Genomic DNA, 16,035 nt, shown 5'->3' with positions numbered 1-16,035 from the left:
GCAAAATCTCTACCTGTTCGCCCGGCCGCGCCTCGACGATTCTCGCCATGATCGACACAGCGAAAGACCAGGCCCTCGGCGCGCGACGGCGATGGGCGGTGCTGGCCGTGTGCAGCACGGGCCTGTTCCTGGTGGGGCTGGACACGACCATCGTCAACGCCGCCCTGCCCTCCATCGCCCGCGACCTGCACACCGGAGTCCGTGGCATCGCCTGGATCGTCGACGCCTACACGTTGGTGATGGCGAGCCTGCTCATCTCCGCGGGCGCCGTCGCCGACCGGGTCGGGCGGCGGCGGGTGTTCCGGGTGGGGCTGGTGCTGTTCGGTGCGTCGTCGGTGCTGTGCGCGGTGGCGCCGACGGTCGGTGTGCTGCTCGCCGCGCGGATCGCGCAGGGTGCGGGCGCGGCGATGTTGAGCCCGGTGGCGCTGGCGATCGTCGTCGGGGTGTTCACCGACCCGGGGCAGCGGGCACGCGCGATCGGGGTGTGGGCGGCGGTCTTCGGGATGGCGATGGCGGCGGGCCCGGTCGTCGGCGGTGCGCTGGTGCAGAGTCTGGGGTGGCGTGGGGTGTTCTGGGTGAACCTGCCGGTCATCGCGGTGGTGCTCGTACTGACCGCGCTGGTGGTTCCCGAGTCGAGAGCTGTGCGGGTGCGGCGGCTCGACGGCCTCGGGCAGGCGCTGCTGGTGATCGTGGTCGGCGGGTCGGTCGGTGTGCTTCTCGAGGGCCCGCGTCTCGGCTGGGCTTCGCCCGCGACGATCATCGGATCGACGGTGGTGTGCGCGGCGCTCATCGCGTTCGTCCGGCTCGAAGGCCGCAGGCCCGAACCGTTGATCGACCCCGATCTGTTCTGTCGCGCACCGTTCACCGCCGCTGTCCTCAGCGCGGTCGCGGTGTTCGTCGCCCTCGGCGCCACCTTGCTGCTGACGACGCTGTATCTGCAGGACGCGCGCGGGATGTCACCGGCGGCGGCCGGTGCGGTGATGCTGCCACTTGCGGTGCCCGCGATCGTGTCCGCCCCGCTCTCGGGTGTGCTCGTGAGCCGCCACGGTGCGCGGCGACCGCTACAGCTCGCGGGCGCATTCACCGCGCTCGGTGGTGCGCTGCTGTTCGTCGCGGTCGGCGAGCACCGCCCGCTGCCCCTGCTGTTGACGGCGTTGCTGCTGGTCGGAATCGGGTTCGGCTTCGCCAACCCGCCCATCACCACCACCGCCGTGAGCGGGTTGCCCGCCGACCGGGCCGGCGTGGCAGGCGGAATCACCTCCACCGCACGCCAATTCGGTGCCGCCCTCGGCGTCGCGGTCGCGGGCGGGTTCATCGGCGGCGCCGCACAGACGGAACTGGTTCAGGCCGCGCGGCCGGGCTGGGTTCTCGTCGGCTGTTGCGGGCTGCTCGTCATGCTCGCGGCCGGGTTCGCGCCCTCAGAACGCGGGCCAAGGGATCGGGCGGGCCGAATTCGGTAGGGGCATGACCGGGCGTTCCAGCAGGGCTTTGGTGCGTTCGGTCAGTGCGGTGATCTCGGCGTCGGTGATGTGCTCGGCGAGCGAATCCGCTATCTGACCGGTCAGATTCGTGGCGAACGCGGTGACATCGGCGATCAGCGCCTCGTCGATGGGCTGACCGGCCCACCCCCACAGCACCGTGCGCAGTTTCGGTTCGCTGTGCAGGCAGATGCCGTGATCGACGCCGTAGACCTGCCCGTCGACACCTTCCAGCGCGTGCCCACCCTTGCGGTCGGCGTTGTTGAGCAGCAGGTCGAGCACCGCCATGCGTTGCAGGCGTGGATCGTCGGCGTGCACGAGTGAGATCTCGTTGCCGGTGTCGTCGAGGGCGCGCAGCACCTCGCAGAACCCGTCGGGCACCGTGCCCGGTGAACACAGATCGACCAGGTCGAGGCGTTGGCGTGCGTCGGTGCGGTTGTCGACCGAGGTCACCCACCGCTGCACCATGCCCGGCCCGAACGGGCCGTCGCGCAACACCGTTTCCGGGATGACACCCCATCCCAGCTGTTCGGAGATCAGGTACGAGGCCACCTCGCGCCCGGCGAGGGTGCCGTCGGGAAAGTCCCACAGCGGTCGTTCACCGCGCACTGGCTTGTACACCACCCGCAGCGGCGCACCATCGGGCTCGGGTGCGGCGATCTCGCACACCAGCGTCAGGTTGCTGGCGACGCCGACCCGTCCGATGATCTCGAGCTCACCGTCGGTGATGCCGGACACGTCTCACTCCTCGTCGAGTTCGGCCGCACCGAAGATCTCGCCGCGCTTGTACCCGTTGGTGCGCACACACATGTGCCCGCGCGCCGACAGCGGTTCCCCGCACAGCGGGCACGGTGGGCGCCCGGCCGCGATCACCCGGGTGGAACGCAACGCGAACTCACGAGCCTGCATCGGGGTGAGGAACACGCGCACCGCGTCGGGGCCTTCGTCGGTGTCGTCGAGCACCACCGATTCGTCGACCTCGGTCTCGGTGATCGCCAGCAGTTCCACCACCACGGCGTTCGCGTCGGCGTCCCAGCCCAGACCCATGGTGCCGACCCGGAATTCGGTGTCGATGGGAGTCATCAGCGGCGCCACATCGGTGACGTCCTCACCTTCGGGCGGCACCTCGGCCCCGAACCGGCGCGCCACCTCGTCGAGCAGCAACCCCATCCGGTCGGCGAGCACCTTCACCTGCTGCTTCTCCAGCAGCACGCTGACCACGCGCGGTTCCTGCACGGCCTGCAGGTAGAACGAACGATCGCCCGGCTCGCCCACGGTCCCGGCGACGAAACGATCGGGGGTGCGGAATACATGGATTGCGCGTGACACATGCACCTCCTGATACGTGACCCTCAACGACACTCACGAACAACCTCCTGGTTCAAGGAGAATCGCGGTGTCTCACATTCCCATTATCCGCACTCGCTGTCCCGGGTACTTCTCCGCCGGGCAGCGGTGGCGGTGGTGTACCCGCGGACAGGGCCGACAGGTCGGCGCCGGTGTCGTTGAACTTCCACACCGACGGCCCGTGCGGGCTGTACCGGACGACGCTGATCGAGGCCGGTTCCACCGCGATCCGCTGGAAACTGTCCAGATGCAGGCCGAGCGCGTCGGCCAGGATCGACTTGATGACATCACCGTGCGCGCACGCCACCCACAGCACATCGCGACCGGCCTTGTCGGCGAGGCGGCGTTCGGTGTCGCGGATCGCGGCCACCGCCCGCTGCTGCACCTGGGCCAGACCTTCGCCACCGGGGAACACGGCACCGGAAGCGTGCCCCTGCACCACTTTCCACAGCGGTTCGGTGAGCAGCTCGGCGATCGGGCGGCCGGTCCACTCGCCGTAGTCGACCTCGATGAGCCGTTCGTCGTGCTCGGGTTCGAGACCCAGTTTGTCGGCCAGCGGGGCGACGGTGCGCTGACAGCGCAGCAGCGGTGAGCTGGCGATGTGTTCGATCGGCAGGGTGGCGAGCCGGTCGGCGACCGCGGCGGCCTGTTCGGTACCACGCTCGGTGAGCTCCACACCGGGTGCGCGCCCAGCGAGGGTGCGCGCGGTGTTGGAGGTGGACACTCCGTGCCGGAGCAGGATCACCGTCATGGGACCAGCCTAACCATCAGCGGGCCGCGGGCTCAGGTGGCGGAGACGACACCCGCGGCGAGCAGGCCCATCACCGTGAGGCCGAGGATGATCCGGTAGCCGACGAACCAGTAGAAGGAATGCTTGCCGACGAACTTGAGCAGCCACGCCACCGAGGCATAGCCGACGACGAAGGCGAGGACGGTCGCGACCAGCAGTTGTGGGCCGCTGGCGTTGAGTCCCTCACCGGCCGGTTCGAAGGCGTCGGGCAGGCTGAACAGGCCCGAGGCGGTGACGGCGGGAATGGCGAGCAGGAAAGAGAACCGCACCGCCGCTTCCCGTTTCAGGCCGAGGAACAGGCCCGCGGTCGAGGTGGCGCCGGAACGCGACACACCCGGGATCAGGGCAAGGCACTGGGCCAGGCCCATGATGATGCCGTCGCGGGTGGTGAGCTGTTCGATCGGGCGGGCCTTCTTGCCGTAGTACTCACCGGCGGCGATCACCAGCGCGAACGCCACCAGCATGAACGACACCAGCCACAGGTTGCGTGCCCCGGTGCGGATCTCGTCCTTGAACAGGTAGCCGAGTACACCGATCGGGATGGTCGCGATGATGACGTACCAGCCGATGCGGTAGTCCAGCTCGCGCTGGGTGTCGCGTTCGTGGGCTTCGCGGGCGCTGCGGTCCATCACCGGCAGTTTGGTCGTCACCCGGTCACCGACGGCCACCTCACGCTGCGAGCGTTCGCGCCATCGCATGCCGAGGGTGGTGAACCAGGCGATGAGGATGCGCCAGATGTCCTTGGCGAAGTACACCAGGACCGCGGCCTCGGTGCCGAGCTGGGTGACGGCGGTGAACGACGCGCCCGCGTCGTCGCCGAAGAACACACCCGAGACGATGCGCAGGTGTCCGGAGGAGGAGATCGGCAGGAACTCCGTGAGCCCCTGCACCAGTCCGAGTACCAATGCCTGGAACCAGGTCATCGACTCGCCCACCACATCCTCCTACCACTTCTCGCGCCCGAAAGATCGCGTCCTCCTGGGCTTTTGCTTGCTCGCCCGGCCGTGCGGGCCCGCGATCCCGCAGCGACCCTACCCGTCGGGCCGGATCGGTGTCGTCGGCCCACCGGTGAACCCGACTCGCACCGGGTCGGCGCGGCGGTGACGGCCACGCCGCGCATTAGGCTGGGCGCCGTGACGAAAGCACGGGCGCGGTGATGGAACAGCGAACGGTGGGACGAAGCGGACTGCGGGTGTCGCGGATCGGGTTGGCGACCCACACCTGGGGCACCCATACCGATGCCGAGGAGGCCTCGGTGCAGCTGGCGGCTTTCGCCGATGCCGGGGGGACACTGATCGACCTCTCCCCCGTCTACGGTGACGGCGCCGCACATCAGATCCTGGCCGGGTTGCTCGGTGAAGTGGTCTCGCGTGAGGACGTGGTGCTCAGCGGGTGCGCGGGTGTGGTGACCCACAAGCCGGGCGCGGGAGTGGGCGACACGGTTCCCGCGCCTGCCGCGGTCGGCCCGGTCGTCGACGCCTCCCGGCGCACCCTGCTCCGTCAGCTCGACCGCACACTCGCCGACCTCGGCACCGACCATCTCGACATCTTCAGCATCGCGGTCTGGGATCCCTACACACCTCTCGAGGAGGTCGCGGCCACCCTCGAGACGGTGATCGCCACCGGACGGGCCAGGTACGCGGGTGTACGTGGCCTCAGCGCCTGGCAGCTCGCGAGCTTGGCCGCGATCGGCCCGGTCACGGCCGCGCAGACACCGTATTCGCTGCTGGCGCGCGCCCCCGAGAACGATGTGATTCCGGCCGCACGCCATCACGGGGTGGGGATCATCGCCTCGGCGCCGCTGGCCGGTGGCATCCTCACCGGCAAATACAGCGACGGTGTGCCCGCCGATTCGCGCGGCGCCGACGAGTCGACGGCCGCCGAGATCCGCCGCCGCCTCGACGACGACCGCGCGACCCGGGTGGTCGATGCGCTGGTCACCGCCGCCGACGGGCTCGGGACTTCGCCGCTGGCGGTGGCGCTGGCCTGGATCCGGGACCGGCCGGGTATCGCGAGCATGATCGTCGGTGCGCGCGATATCGGTCAGCTCACGGGGGTGCTGGCCGCCGAGACCCTGGAATTGCCGCGGGCGATCGCGGCCGCCCTCGACGATGTGAGCGCCCGTTCGGAATGATGGCTAGCCTTACCTGCATGAAACTGCGTGGTGTGCTGACGGCGATGCTGGCGGCGACGGTCCTGACCGGCGCCGTCGCCTGCACCGGAAGCAATCCTGCATCGACCGCACAAACCCGTGGGCCGGTGACCGCCCAGTTCGCCGATCTCGATCCTGTCCCGATCGGGCCCGCACCTACGCCGAAGATGCCCGCGACCGCGCGGTCGTTCGACGGCACCGAGGTGACGGTCACCGACGCCTCGCGCATCATCGCCGTCGACCGGTACGGCACGCTCGCCCAGACTGTGTGGGCGCTCGGTCTCGGTGACAACCTCGTCGGGCGAAGCACCTCCGCCTCGTTCCCCGCCGTCGCCGACGTGCCGAATGTGGCGGGCGGCAACGGCAGCCTCAGCGTCGAAGCGGTGCTCGCCCTTCGCCCGTCGGTGTTCCTCACCGACACCACCAGCGCCGCGCCCGCCGTGCGCGACCAGCTGCGCGCCGCCGGTGTGACGGTCGTGTACTTCGACCCCGACCGCAGCATGGACGGTGTCGTCCCGCAGATCGAGGCCGTCGCGACCGCGCTCGGGGTTCCCGACGCGGGGCGCGCGCTCGGTCAGCGCACCAGCGACGAGATCGCCGCCGCCACCGCCCGCGTGCCCTCCGCCGACCCGAAACCCAAGATCGCGTTCCTGTACCTGCGCAGCGCCGCGATCACGATGATGGCCGGCCCGGGTTCCGGTGCCGATTCGCTGATCACCGCGGTGGGCGGAGTCGACGCGGGGACCTCGGCCGGGCTGAGCGAACCGTTCACCGCGATCACCAGTGAGGCGATGATCGCCGCGTCGCCCGATGTGCTGCTGGTGATGACGGACGGTCTGAAGTCGGTGGGCGGTGTCGACGGATTGGTGAAGGTCCCCGGCATCGCCCAGACGCCTGCCGGGCGTGATCGGCGCGTGGTCGACATGTCCGACGCGGTGGTGCTGAGCTTCGGCCCCAACACCGGCCGGGTGATCTCGGCATTGTCCGACGCCATCTACGGGAAGACGTCATGACCCCGCGAGCAGCAGCAGTGACCTGCCGGGCGCGTGTCTTCCAGCCGGTCGACCCGGTCGTTCGGAGCAGCCGGCGATGCCCGGAGTTCGAACGTCTGGCGCCGGTTACCCGCGAAGCGCCGGGCGGTAGCGATAGCTCTCGCACTCGACAGCCGGGTCGGCGTCGTCGCCCGATGACGACTGAGCCTTCCCCCGCCGAGCACCGAGACGTCGCATGAGTGATGCCCCGGAGCTGATCAAGTCCGCCGATCCGGCGCAGATCACCGATGCGACGCCTGACCCGCTGCCGCGTCCACGGCACCGCGCTACCCGGGTGACGGCGGTGTTCGTGGTCGCACTGGCCGCGCTGGTGATCCTGGCAGTCGTATCGGCGGTGCTCGGACAGGTGCCGACCACCGCCGCGGAGGTGGTCGGCAGCGTCGCGCACCGGATCGGACTGGATTTCGGGCCGATGCCCGCGCACCCGGCCGGCGAGGTGACGCTGTGGGAGGTGCGTTTCCCCCGCGTGGTGCTGGCCATCCTGGTCGGGGCGGTCCTCGCGACAGCGGGTGCATTGTTGCAGGGCGTGTTCGCCAACCCCCTGGCCGAACCGGGCGTGATCGGGGTGTCCGCCGGTGCGGCGGTCGGTGCGGGCACGGTGATCGTGATCGGTGGCGCGTTCGTCGCCGCCTGGTCGATCGCGGCGGCCGCGTTCGTCGCCGGGCTCGTCACGACGGCGCTGGTCTATGTGCTGTCGCGTTCGGGTGGGCGCACCGAGGTGGTGACGTTGATCCTCACCGGTGTGGCGATCAACGCGTTCGCCGGTGGTCTCATCGCGCTGCTGCTGTTCATCGCCACCCCCGCCGCCCGCGATCAGATCGTGTTCTGGCAGCTGGGCAGTCTCAACGGCGCCACCTGGCCGTCGGTCGCCGTTGTCGCCACCCTCGCCGCGAGCGGGATCCTGGCCGCCGTGCTCATCGCGCCGCGCCTGGATCTGCTGGCGTTGGGTGATTCCGCGGCCCGTCACCTCGGTGTCGACGTGGAGCGGCTGCGCAGGCAGGTGATCGTGGTGGTCGCCGTGCTCACCGCCGCGGGTGTGGCGTTCAGCGGCATCATCCTGTTCGTCGGCTTGATCGTGCCGCATGTGGTGCGAATGCTCGTCGGCCCGGGGCACCGGGTGCTCGTGCCGCTCAGCGCCGTCGTCGGGGCGGTGGTGTTGCTCGGTGCCGACGTCGCCGCCCGCACCCTGGTCCGCAATGCCGACCTGCCCCTCGGCATGCTGACCTCACTGATCGGCGGCCCGTTCTTCTTCTGGCTGCTGCGCCGCACCAGGGCCAAGGCCGGAGGTTGGGGATGAGCACACCGAGCCGGTCCTCTTCCCGCCCGGTACTCGACCGAACGGCCGCGAGTACCCCGGTTCAGCGGCGGAAGGCGACGTCGTGGCGGTCGCTGTTCGCCCGCACTCCCGATGTCCCCGCGCGCCCGGAACCGGGCACCGTCACGCTGCGGGCGACGGATCTCACCGTGCGCCGTGGTGAGCGCACCGTTTTGGAGGACGTCGACTTCCAGGTGGCGGCCGGTGAGATCGTCGCGCTGGTCGGACCCAACGGCGCGGGCAAGTCGAGCCTGCTCGCCGCCCTGGCCGGTGAGCTGGAGCCCACCTCCGGCACGGTGAAACTCGAAGGCCACGCCCTCTCGCACTGGACCCACGCCGACATGGCCCGCCGCCGCGCGGTACTGCCGCAATCGCACACCGTCGGCTTCCCGTTCACGGCCCGCGAGGTCGTCGCCATGGGTCGCGCACCGTGGCTGCACACCCCCGCCGCCGACCGCGACGACGAACTGATCGCCGCCGCCCTGGCCGCCACCGACGTCACCCACCTCGCCGCCCGCACCTTTCCCGCCCTGTCCGGCGGTGAACGCGCCCGCGTCGCCCTGGCCCGGGTCCTCGCCCAGGACACCGCAACCCTGCTCCTGGACGAACCCACCGCCGCCCTCGACATCGGCCACCAGGAAGCGGTACTGCGGCTCGCCGCCGACCGCGCCGCCGAGGGCGCGGCAGTGGTCGTCGTCGTGCACGACCTCGGGGTAGCCGCCGCCTACGCCGACCGCGTCACCGTCCTCGACGAGGGCCGGGTCGCCGCCGACGGCCCACCCCGCGAAGTCCTCACCCGCGACCTGCTGACCAAGATCTACCGACACCCGGTCGACGTCTTCGACCACCCCGTCACCGGCCTGCAACTGGTCCTCCCCGACCGCACCCGCCCCTGAACCACCCACGCACCATCCTGCGACGAAGGCGCCTGCCGTAACCGAGCTCCGCAGCGGTCCGCACCCGCTACCGCAGCCGACAGGTGTAACCGGCGGGGGCTGGTCCTACCGGAAACCGCCGCCGAATCCACCGGAGTAGCCACCACCGGAGCAGCCGGAGTACCCACCACCTCCGTCGCCCCCATAGTTGCTGGAGGGGCCGTAATACTTCCCGGACCGTCGTGGCCTGGTTGGATCGTGTGGGTGCGGATCGATCAGCTCGCCGGTCAGCGCCTGCCAGCCTTCGGCCTCACTCGAATACCTGTCCGTCAGTGCCCGTCCGGTTTCGTTACCCCACGCCACCCGCGTGTACGGGTGGTGTTCGCGCTCGGCACGCAAGGCTTCCTGAACTTCGGTCACGGTCAGTTCGCCCTCCGCCCCGAGAATGGCGTCCAGAGTGGACAGGTAGATCCAGAAGGTGCGCGCATTGGAGTAGTCGGTGATCTCGTAGGCCCACTGTGCCCCGGTGGCCGCGTCCAGCGCCGCGGCACGACGCGAACGGATGCGCTCTCGCTCGCGCTCTCGTTCTTCCTCGCGCCGCCGCTGTTCCTCTTCGATGCGTTGCCGTTTGCGTCGGTGCTCTTCCTCCAGGAATTCGGTCAGGTCGCCGGTACGTTGCTGGTACTCCGCGATCACCCGGTGGAACTCGGCGCGCAGTTCGGCCGCGTGCGTGTCGTAGTTCGCGCGCAGCCGCCGGTTTCTTCTCGCGTACCGCAGCGACCACAACAGGGTACCACTGAGTGGCAGCTCGAGGTGCGCACCCACTTCCCGTGCGCGGGCCTGTAATTCGCGGATCGCACCGAGCAGGTCATCGGTCGCCGAACGCCACCGGTCGTAGTCGCTCTCGGAGACCGCGGCGTCCGGGTACGCATCCGATCGGAAACCTGGATCGCTCACGCACGCGAGATAGTCATGGTCTCGGATCAGTCGGCCGATCACATCGAGGCGCCGGTTCTCGACCAGGTTCGCCAGTGTGCTCACGTGTACCGTGCGGCCCATACCTCATTGTGACAGAACTACGTTGGCCGACACGGCCTTTCACACGGGCCGATCCACATGATGACCCCGTGGTCGACCGCACCCTCCGCGCCGGGGCCCACCGCCGGGTTCTCCCTCACCGCCAGATGATCTTCAGCAGCGCGGGGGTGAGCACCATGCGGATGATCGTGGCGTCGATGATCAGCGCCACGATCATCCCGTAGGCGATGTACTTCATCAGCACCAGATCGGAGAACCCGAACGCACCGGTCACCACGATGAGGATGGCGGCGGCGGAGGTGATGACCCCACCGGTGTGGGCGACGCCGTAGCGGATCGATTCGGTGGCGTCGGCACCGGAGGCGCGTTTCTCCGCGATGCGTGAGAGCAGGAACACCTCGTAGTCGGTGGACAACCCGAAGATGACCGTCACGATCAACGCGACCACCGCGAACATCAACGGACCGGGCGTGAACTGGAAGACCCCGGCCCCGTGCCCTTCCACGAAGATCCAGGTCAGCACACCCAATGTGGACACCAGACTGAGTGCGCTCATCGCCACGGCCTTCACGGCGAGGATCACCGACCGGAACGCCACGATCATCAAGGCCAGGGCGGCGGCGACGAGAATCGCCAGCAGTAGTGGCAGCCCGTCGATCAACCCGTTGATGCTGTCGCGTTCCAGTGCCGGAATGCCGGCGACCATGATCTCGACGCCCGGTGGTGCGGGCAGTGCGCGCAAGGTGTCGATCACCCGGTCGGCGTCGCGTTTGTCCCCGAGCCCGGCCGAGAGCACGTTCACATCGTTCTTCGTCGGCGCGGCCGGTTCGAACCGCCCGGTCAGACCCGGGACCTGGTTGGCCTCGAACCGGATGTCGCTCAGTTGCTGCGGGGAGGCGCCGACCACCACCAGTTTCAGCGGTTCGGTGCGGAACCCCGGGAACAGCCGGTCGAAATCCTCCTGCGCCACCCGGGCGGGGTTGTCGGCGGCCAGGTACTTCTCGCTGATCCCGCCGAACTCGATGTGGCGCAAGGGAATACTCAACGCCAGCAACCCCAGCACGATCGGGATCACCACCGCCCACGGCCTGCGCATCGCCCAGATCGCCAGCCGTGAGAAGAACCCGGCGTCGATCTGGGTTTCGGTCTTGGTGCGGGAGAACCGTTTCCAGCCCAGCCAGTCGATGCGCCGCCCGGCGATACTCAACGCGGCGGGAAGCGCGGTCACCGACAGCACCGCCGCCAGCATGACCGCCGAGATGCCACCGTAGGGCACCGAGCGCAACACCCCGTTGGGGAAGATGAACAAGGCGCCGAGACTGAGCGCGATGATGCCCGCCGAGAACTGCACCGTGCGCCCGGCGGTCGCCACCGTTCGCGCGGTCGCTTCCTCCACGCTGCGCCCGGCAGCCAACTCCTCCCGGAACCTGGTCACCGTGAACAGCCCGTAGTCGATCGCCAATCCGAGACTGACCAGCGTCATCACGGCACTGGCGAACACGTTGACCTCGATGTGGTCGGTGAGTACCCGCAGGATCCCCGAGGTGCCGAGGATGGTGAGCCCACCGATCAGCACCGGAAGCAACGCACCGATCACCCCGCCGAACACGAAGTACAGCAGGATCGCCACGATCGGCAGCGCGATGATCTCCGCGCGCCGGATGTCGTGCTGCATTCCGATGTTGATGCCCTCGACCACCGGCTGCAACCCGGCCAACTGCACCGTCGTCCCACCGGGCCCGCCGCCGGGCACTCCGGCGTTCAGGTGCGGTTTGAGTGCCAGGTAGTTGTTGACCGTTGCCGTGCCGCCGCCACCGGCCAGCCCGATGCTGGCGAAGGCGTGCTGTTTGGTCGGGTCGGAGGCGTTCGCCGAGAACGGGCTGTCCCAGTAGCTGTCGATCTTGTGGATACGCTCGCCGTGCTCGGCACGTAAACCGTTGAGGGCGGCCAGGACCGGGCCGCGCACCGCCGGATCGTCGACGGTGGCGCCTGCCGGGGCGGTGTAGATGACGATGAGGTCGCCGTCGGTGTCGCGCCCGAAGGTGTCGTCGGCCAGTTTCGACGCGGCGACCGACTGGCTGTCCTCGTCGAACCAGCCCTCCTGGGTGTAGCGGCCGGTCAGGTCACGGCCGTACCACCCGGAGATCGCCACCGCGAGGACGAACAACCCGAGCACGAGAAAACGATGCCGGTGGACGAAACGCCCCCACCGCATCGACCGCGATTCCCGCATCTCAGCCGCAGGCGGCGGTGCGGTAGTCGGCCGAGCGCAGGATGCCGCACAGGTCGGTGCGCGAGATCTTCCACTTCCCGTCGATCAGCACGAAATGCACGATGGTGGTGCGGACATTGGTGCCCGACCCGTCCTTGTCCAGGCGCATGGTCGCGGTGAGCGTGCCGTCGCGGTTGTCGAACACCGGGTCCACGACCCCGTACACGGCGTGCGGGTTGTCGCGCAGCGCCTTGTACATGTCGGGGATCGCGTCCTTGAACGCGGCACCGTCCTCGATGAGAGCGGTGCGTTCGTCGTCGGGCAGGTTGGGGTCGAGCGCGCGTTTGATCTGCGCGTCGAGTTCGGCGGCGGTCGGCAGCGGCACATTGGCCTTGCTCGACGAGATCGCGACCGAGGAGGACAGGGAGGCGTTGGCCGAGGACCGTGCGGCGTCGACCGAGGCCTCGTCGGTCCCACCGCAGGCGGTGAGGACGGCGAGGGCCGTGAGGCAGGCGGTGGCCGCAGCGGCCCTGGCGAAAAGTGTGGAAGACATCACCATCTACATACCATCAATGACGGCACCGATCCGGCCGAGGATGCCGCGAACACTGGTTTCGGGTCGATGCACAGGTTGCGCGTGCTCGATCAGGTCGCGCACGAACGCGACGACGCTTCGCTCGTCGTCGAGGTCGATATCGGTGACCTGCGCGCCCGCCTGGGCCACCACATCGGCCGAGCCGGGCACGGTTTCGCCCAGGTCGGGACGGTATATCTGGACGGTGAGGGTGGCGCGCCGGGTGCGGAAGGCGAAGGGCCGCCCGTCGTCGGTGGTGCCGAAACCGTGGGCGAACGGGCCGAGTGAGAGGTCATCGATACCGAAACCCGACGAGGTGGGCTCGGTCATCGTGTGTTCTCCTGCCGCTGCGAGGGGCGATCAGTTGTCGACACGTCAACAGTAACGCGCGTCACCGACGGCGCGGCGCGGGCCACCCGGTCGGAGCTACTGGTGAGTCATCATGGTCAGATGGTGATCTGCGGTCATCTCGTGCGGAATTGAAGGAGTTCGGTGCATGCGCCTTCGTGGCTCGGTCGCCTCGACGTTGCTGGCGGCACTTGTGGTGGCCACCGGTTGCGCGGGTGAGGACAGCGGTCCCTCTGTGCCGACCCGGGAACCGGCGACCGCCGCGGTCTCGCCCGTCGTGGCGGGTGTCCCGGCCGGGAGTGTCACGCCGCTGTCGGCAACGAAAGCGCTACTGGCCGAACGGGCGACCGGTCGGCTCGCCGCGCTCGACACCGCGGGCACGACGCTCGCCCTGATCGACTCGGCGGGTACCCAGCGGGTCACCCTGCCCCTCGCGGGCACCGCACTGGCGCAGGGGACGGCCGGAGAGGTGCTCGTCGCCGCCGACCGCCGGGTGCTGCGGGTTCGTGCCGATTCGGGCGCGATCACCGAACTGCCCGTCGAGGGTGACGTGCGCAGTGTGCAGATCCGGCCCGATGCGAGCCTGGTCGTCGGCACCGCCGACGGCACCGTCCGCGTCCTCGACCCCACCGGCGTGGTCACCCGCACCGTCACCGGTCTGGTCTCGGCCGACGCGCTCGCGGTCACCGGCGACGACATCACCGTCCTCGACCGCAAACAGACCGCCGTCGTCGGCGTCGGCACCGACGCGCTCGGCCTGATGCTGCGCGCGGGCGACGGTGCGACCAATGCCCTGGCCGACCCGCACGGCCGCATCCTCGTCGCCGACACCGACGGCGGTGAACTGCTCGTCTACTCGGCCGGTCCGCTCGTGCTGCGCCAGCGGTTCCCGGTAGCATCGGCGCCTTACGCCCTGGCCTACGATCCGCGCTCGGACACGGTCTGGGTGTCGTGCACAGAGAGCAACGAGGTCGTCGGGTACGACCTGTCGACCGGCATCGGTGTCGAGGTCGACCGCTTGACCACCGTGCGTCAGCCCGACGCGATCACCGTCGACGAACGCACCGGCGACCTGTTCGTCGCCTCGGCCGCGGGCGAGGGTCTGCAGCGGATCGGGGCCGGACAGCGGAAGAGAGGGCTGTGATGGCGACTCCCCCGAGCTGGGAAACCAGCAACGACGACTACGAATACGTGCCGCTTCGCCTGCCACCGGAGGTCACCCGGGTCTCCGCCTCCATGCGGTTGGCCATCCAGGCCGAATTCGGTGGCTGGGAACTGTCGCGGGTGCGCGCCTACACCGACGGCAGCCGCCGGGTGTTGTTGCGCCGCCGCAAGACCGCCGTCCTCCCTGTGCCCGAACCCGGATTGTGAGCCGACCCATGTACGCCCTGCTATTACGTTTGATGTTCCTGATCCCGCCGGAGCGGGTGCACCACCTGGTGTTCGCGGCCTTGCGGTTCGCGACCTGGTTCCCGCCCACGCGCTGGCTGGCGCGCAAGCTCACTGTCGTCGAGGACCCGATCCTGGCGACTACCGCGTTCGGTGTCGATTTCCCCGCCCCGCTCGGGCTGGCCGCCGGTTTCGACAAGAACGCCGACGGCGCGAACACGTGGGGCTCGCTCGGTTTCGGGTTCGCCGAGATCGGCACCGTCACCGCCCGGGCCCAGCCCGGTAATCCGGCGCCGCGCCTGTTCCGGGTGTCGGCCGATCGCGGCCTCATCAACCGCATGGGTTTCAACAATCACGGCGCGGCCGCCGCGGCCGCCCGCCTGCACGGCGCGCACCCCACGGTGCCGATCGGCGCGAACATCGGTAAGACCAAGGTCGTCGAACCCGATGCGGCCGCGGCCGATTACGCCACCAGCGCGCGCCTGCTCGGTCCGCTGGCCGACTTCGTCGTGGTCAACGTGTCCTCCCCCAACACCCCCGGCCTGCGCGATCTGCAGGCGGTCGAATCGTTGCGCCCGATCCTGGCGGCCGTGCTCGAGGTGGTGTCGGTGCCGGTGCTGGTGAAGATCGCCCCCGACCTGTCCGACGACGACATCGACGCCGTCGCCGACCTCGCCGTCGAGCTGGGTCTGGCCGGCATCGTCGCCACCAACACCACCATCCGCCGCGACGGCCTGAAGACTCCCGCCGCCGAGGTCGAGGCGATGGGCGCGGGCGGGCTGTCCGGTGCCCCGGTGGCCGAGCGTTCCCTGCAGGTCCTGCGCCGCCTCTACGCCCGCGTGGGCGACAAGCTCGTCCTGATCTCGGTGGGCGGTATCGAAACCCCCGAGCAGGCCTGGGAGCGCATCCTCGCCGGTGCCACCCTGCTGCAGGGCTACACCGGTTTCATCTACGGCGGCCCCTTCTGGACCACCCGCATCCATCGCGGCATCGCCGCCAACCTGCGCGCGGGCGGTTTCACCTCGCTGGCCCAAGCCGTCGGCGCCGAACACCGCACCGCGAAGGCCTGAACCTCACCCGTAGTACACATTCCGCGCACGGTCGCCGTGCGGCAGTTTCGGCGGCCCCCACCCGACCCGGCGGTCGGGCGGATCGTGGAACGATTCGCCCGCGGGTTCGCGACCGGCGCGTGCGTCGAGTCGTTTGGCCAGTTTGATCAGCGCCTGCTGCCACATCATGCCGAGGATGTCGGCGCGGGCGCTGATCTCGGCGTGGGCGATGCGGTCGTAGGCCATGCCGAGATCGCTGACGAGTTCGTCCAGTTCCATGCCCGCGCGAGCCTGTTCCGTGGTGAGCAGATAGCCGGGCAACCAGCTCAGGGTCCAGGAATCGGGGCCGACGCGTTCGGCGTATTCCGGTGTGCGGTCGCTGCGCATGGTGTCGTCGGTGCGGAAAATCATCGCGG

The 16,035-nt window shown here is 69.5% G+C and carries 17 protein-coding genes; 8 read left to right on the top strand and 9 right to left on the bottom strand.

Annotated elements, in window-relative coordinates; translation table 11 throughout:
- Window positions 1-47: 47 nt before the first annotated feature.
- Window positions 48-1,460: an MFS transporter gene (locus ACSVDM_RS11695; protein ID WP_439264641.1), complete on the top strand. Its 1,413-nt coding sequence runs from the start codon at window positions 48-50 to the stop codon at window positions 1,458-1,460.
- Here the strand turns inward: ACSVDM_RS11695 and ACSVDM_RS11690 are convergent.
- The 4 genes from ACSVDM_RS11690 to ACSVDM_RS11675 are packed head-to-tail and all read right to left on the bottom strand — an operon-like array spanning window position 1,419 to window position 4,538.
- The gene (locus tag ACSVDM_RS11690; RefSeq protein ID WP_439264639.1) at window positions 1,419-2,216 is read right to left on the bottom strand and encodes an SCO1664 family protein; all 798 of its coding nucleotides are present in this window, start codon (window positions 2,214-2,216) and stop codon (window positions 1,419-1,421) included. The genes ACSVDM_RS11695 and ACSVDM_RS11690 overlap by 42 nt on opposite strands.
- A gap of 3 nt (window positions 2,217-2,219) precedes the next feature.
- Window positions 2,220-2,807, bottom strand: coding sequence for a DUF3090 domain-containing protein (locus ACSVDM_RS11685; RefSeq protein ID WP_067490390.1), 588 nt, complete (start codon window positions 2,805-2,807; stop codon window positions 2,220-2,222).
- 52 nt (window positions 2,808-2,859) lie between these two features.
- Window positions 2,860-3,576 carry a histidine phosphatase family protein gene (locus tag ACSVDM_RS11680; RefSeq protein ID WP_067490061.1) on the bottom strand — a complete coding sequence of 239 codons (717 nt, stop codon included), beginning with the start codon at window positions 3,574-3,576 and terminating at the stop codon, window positions 2,860-2,862.
- A 32-nt stretch (window positions 3,577-3,608) separates the two neighbouring features.
- Window positions 3,609-4,538: an undecaprenyl-diphosphate phosphatase gene (locus tag ACSVDM_RS11675; protein ID WP_067490393.1), complete on the bottom strand. Its 930-nt coding sequence runs from the start codon at window positions 4,536-4,538 to the stop codon at window positions 3,609-3,611.
- Window positions 4,539-4,771: 233 nt separating this feature from the next.
- On the opposite strand from ACSVDM_RS11675, the gene ACSVDM_RS11670 reads away from it, so the two are divergent.
- The 4 genes from ACSVDM_RS11670 (at window position 4,772) to ACSVDM_RS11655 (ending at window position 9,030) form a co-directional block, all read left to right on the top strand.
- On the top strand, window positions 4,772-5,749 hold the full coding sequence (locus ACSVDM_RS11670; RefSeq protein ID WP_439264637.1) for an aldo/keto reductase: 978 nt from the start codon (window positions 4,772-4,774) through the stop codon (window positions 5,747-5,749).
- Window positions 5,750-5,766: 17 nt separating this feature from the next.
- Window positions 5,767-6,780 (top strand): heme/hemin ABC transporter substrate-binding protein, encoded by a 1,014-nt coding sequence (locus tag ACSVDM_RS11665; protein WP_084456846.1) that lies wholly within the window; start codon window positions 5,767-5,769, stop codon window positions 6,778-6,780.
- Between the two features lie 214 nt (window positions 6,781-6,994).
- Window positions 6,995-8,116 (top strand): FecCD family ABC transporter permease, encoded by a 1,122-nt coding sequence (locus tag ACSVDM_RS11660; RefSeq protein WP_439264634.1) that lies wholly within the window; start codon window positions 6,995-6,997, stop codon window positions 8,114-8,116.
- On the top strand, window positions 8,113-9,030 hold the full coding sequence (locus tag ACSVDM_RS11655) for a heme ABC transporter ATP-binding protein (RefSeq protein WP_439264632.1): 918 nt from the start codon (window positions 8,113-8,115) through the stop codon (window positions 9,028-9,030). Before ACSVDM_RS11660 ends, ACSVDM_RS11655 begins: the two co-directional genes overlap by 4 nt.
- Window positions 9,031-9,135: 105 nt before the next feature.
- Here ACSVDM_RS11655 and ACSVDM_RS11650 read toward each other — a convergent pair whose 3' ends face one another.
- The 4 genes from ACSVDM_RS11650 to ACSVDM_RS11635 form a co-directional block, all read right to left on the bottom strand.
- Window positions 9,136-10,050 carry a hypothetical protein gene (locus ACSVDM_RS11650; protein WP_439264630.1) on the bottom strand — a complete coding sequence of 305 codons (915 nt, stop codon included), beginning with the start codon at window positions 10,048-10,050 and terminating at the stop codon, window positions 9,136-9,138.
- Window positions 10,051-10,183: 133 nt separating this feature from the next.
- Window positions 10,184-12,223 carry an MMPL family transporter gene (locus ACSVDM_RS11645; protein ID WP_439264628.1) on the bottom strand — a complete coding sequence of 680 codons (2,040 nt, stop codon included), beginning with the start codon at window positions 12,221-12,223 and terminating at the stop codon, window positions 10,184-10,186.
- 58 nt (window positions 12,224-12,281) lie between these two features.
- A complete protein-coding gene (locus ACSVDM_RS11640; RefSeq protein ID WP_225279939.1) occupies window positions 12,282-12,812 on the bottom strand; it encodes a hypothetical protein in 531 nt (176 codons plus the stop codon).
- Between the two features lie 6 nt (window positions 12,813-12,818).
- On the bottom strand, window positions 12,819-13,163 hold the full coding sequence (locus ACSVDM_RS11635) for a hypothetical protein (protein ID WP_439264626.1): 345 nt from the start codon (window positions 13,161-13,163) through the stop codon (window positions 12,819-12,821).
- 166 nt (window positions 13,164-13,329) lie between these two features.
- On the opposite strand from ACSVDM_RS11635, the gene ACSVDM_RS11630 reads away from it, so the two are divergent.
- The 3 genes from ACSVDM_RS11630 to ACSVDM_RS11620 are packed head-to-tail and all read left to right on the top strand — an operon-like array spanning window position 13,330 to window position 15,640.
- A complete protein-coding gene (locus ACSVDM_RS11630; RefSeq protein WP_439264625.1) occupies window positions 13,330-14,325 on the top strand; it encodes a hypothetical protein in 996 nt (331 codons plus the stop codon).
- The gene (locus ACSVDM_RS11625; protein WP_067638350.1) at window positions 14,325-14,552 is read left to right on the top strand and encodes a DUF5703 family protein; all 228 of its coding nucleotides are present in this window, start codon (window positions 14,325-14,327) and stop codon (window positions 14,550-14,552) included. Before ACSVDM_RS11630 ends, ACSVDM_RS11625 begins: the two co-directional genes overlap by 1 nt.
- 8 nt (window positions 14,553-14,560) lie before the next feature.
- On the top strand, window positions 14,561-15,640 hold the full coding sequence (locus ACSVDM_RS11620) for a quinone-dependent dihydroorotate dehydrogenase (protein ID WP_439264622.1): 1,080 nt from the start codon (window positions 14,561-14,563) through the stop codon (window positions 15,638-15,640).
- Between the two features lie 3 nt (window positions 15,641-15,643).
- Here the strand turns inward: ACSVDM_RS11620 and ACSVDM_RS11615 are convergent, their stop codons facing one another.
- Complete coding sequence (locus tag ACSVDM_RS11615; protein ID WP_439264620.1) at window positions 15,644-16,030, bottom strand: hypothetical protein; 387 nt, start codon at window positions 16,028-16,030, stop codon at window positions 15,644-15,646.
- Window positions 16,031-16,035: the final 5 nt, after the last annotated feature.

The sequence above is a fragment of the Nocardia sp. JW2 genome (assembly GCF_051843015.1).
Classification (GTDB): domain Bacteria; phylum Actinomycetota; class Actinomycetes; order Mycobacteriales; family Mycobacteriaceae; genus Nocardia; species Nocardia coubleae.
Note: the sequence above shows the minus strand (reverse complement) of the source record. Positions and strands in the feature narration are given on the sequence as shown.

Excerpts from the sequence above, each read along its gene's own strand:
- ACSVDM_RS11695 (WP_439264641.1), top strand. The coding sequence starts at position 48 with ATGATCGACACAGCGAAAGACCAGGCCCTCGGCGCGCGACGGCGATGG.
- ACSVDM_RS11640 (WP_225279939.1), bottom strand. The coding sequence starts at position 12,812 with ATGTCTTCCACACTTTTCGCCAGGGCCGCTGCGGCCACCGCCTGCCTC.
- ACSVDM_RS11635 (WP_439264626.1), bottom strand. The coding sequence starts at position 13,163 with ATGACCGAGCCCACCTCGTCGGGTTTCGGTATCGATGACCTCTCACTC.
- ACSVDM_RS11655 (WP_439264632.1), top strand. The coding sequence starts at position 8,113 with ATGAGCACACCGAGCCGGTCCTCTTCCCGCCCGGTACTCGACCGAACG.
- ACSVDM_RS11675 (WP_067490393.1), bottom strand. The coding sequence starts at position 4,538 with ATGACCTGGTTCCAGGCATTGGTACTCGGACTGGTGCAGGGGCTCACG.
- ACSVDM_RS11620 (WP_439264622.1), top strand. The coding sequence starts at position 14,561 with ATGTACGCCCTGCTATTACGTTTGATGTTCCTGATCCCGCCGGAGCGG.
- ACSVDM_RS11630 (WP_439264625.1), top strand. The coding sequence starts at position 13,330 with ATGCGCCTTCGTGGCTCGGTCGCCTCGACGTTGCTGGCGGCACTTGTG.
- ACSVDM_RS11615 (WP_439264620.1), bottom strand. The coding sequence starts at position 16,030 with ATGATTTTCCGCACCGACGACACCATGCGCAGCGACCGCACACCGGAA.
- ACSVDM_RS11670 (WP_439264637.1), top strand. The coding sequence starts at position 4,772 with ATGGAACAGCGAACGGTGGGACGAAGCGGACTGCGGGTGTCGCGGATC.
- ACSVDM_RS11625 (WP_067638350.1), top strand. The coding sequence starts at position 14,325 with ATGGCGACTCCCCCGAGCTGGGAAACCAGCAACGACGACTACGAATAC.
- ACSVDM_RS11665 (WP_084456846.1), top strand. The coding sequence starts at position 5,767 with ATGAAACTGCGTGGTGTGCTGACGGCGATGCTGGCGGCGACGGTCCTG.
- ACSVDM_RS11680 (WP_067490061.1), bottom strand. The coding sequence starts at position 3,576 with ATGACGGTGATCCTGCTCCGGCACGGAGTGTCCACCTCCAACACCGCG.
- ACSVDM_RS11660 (WP_439264634.1), top strand. The coding sequence starts at position 6,995 with ATGAGTGATGCCCCGGAGCTGATCAAGTCCGCCGATCCGGCGCAGATC.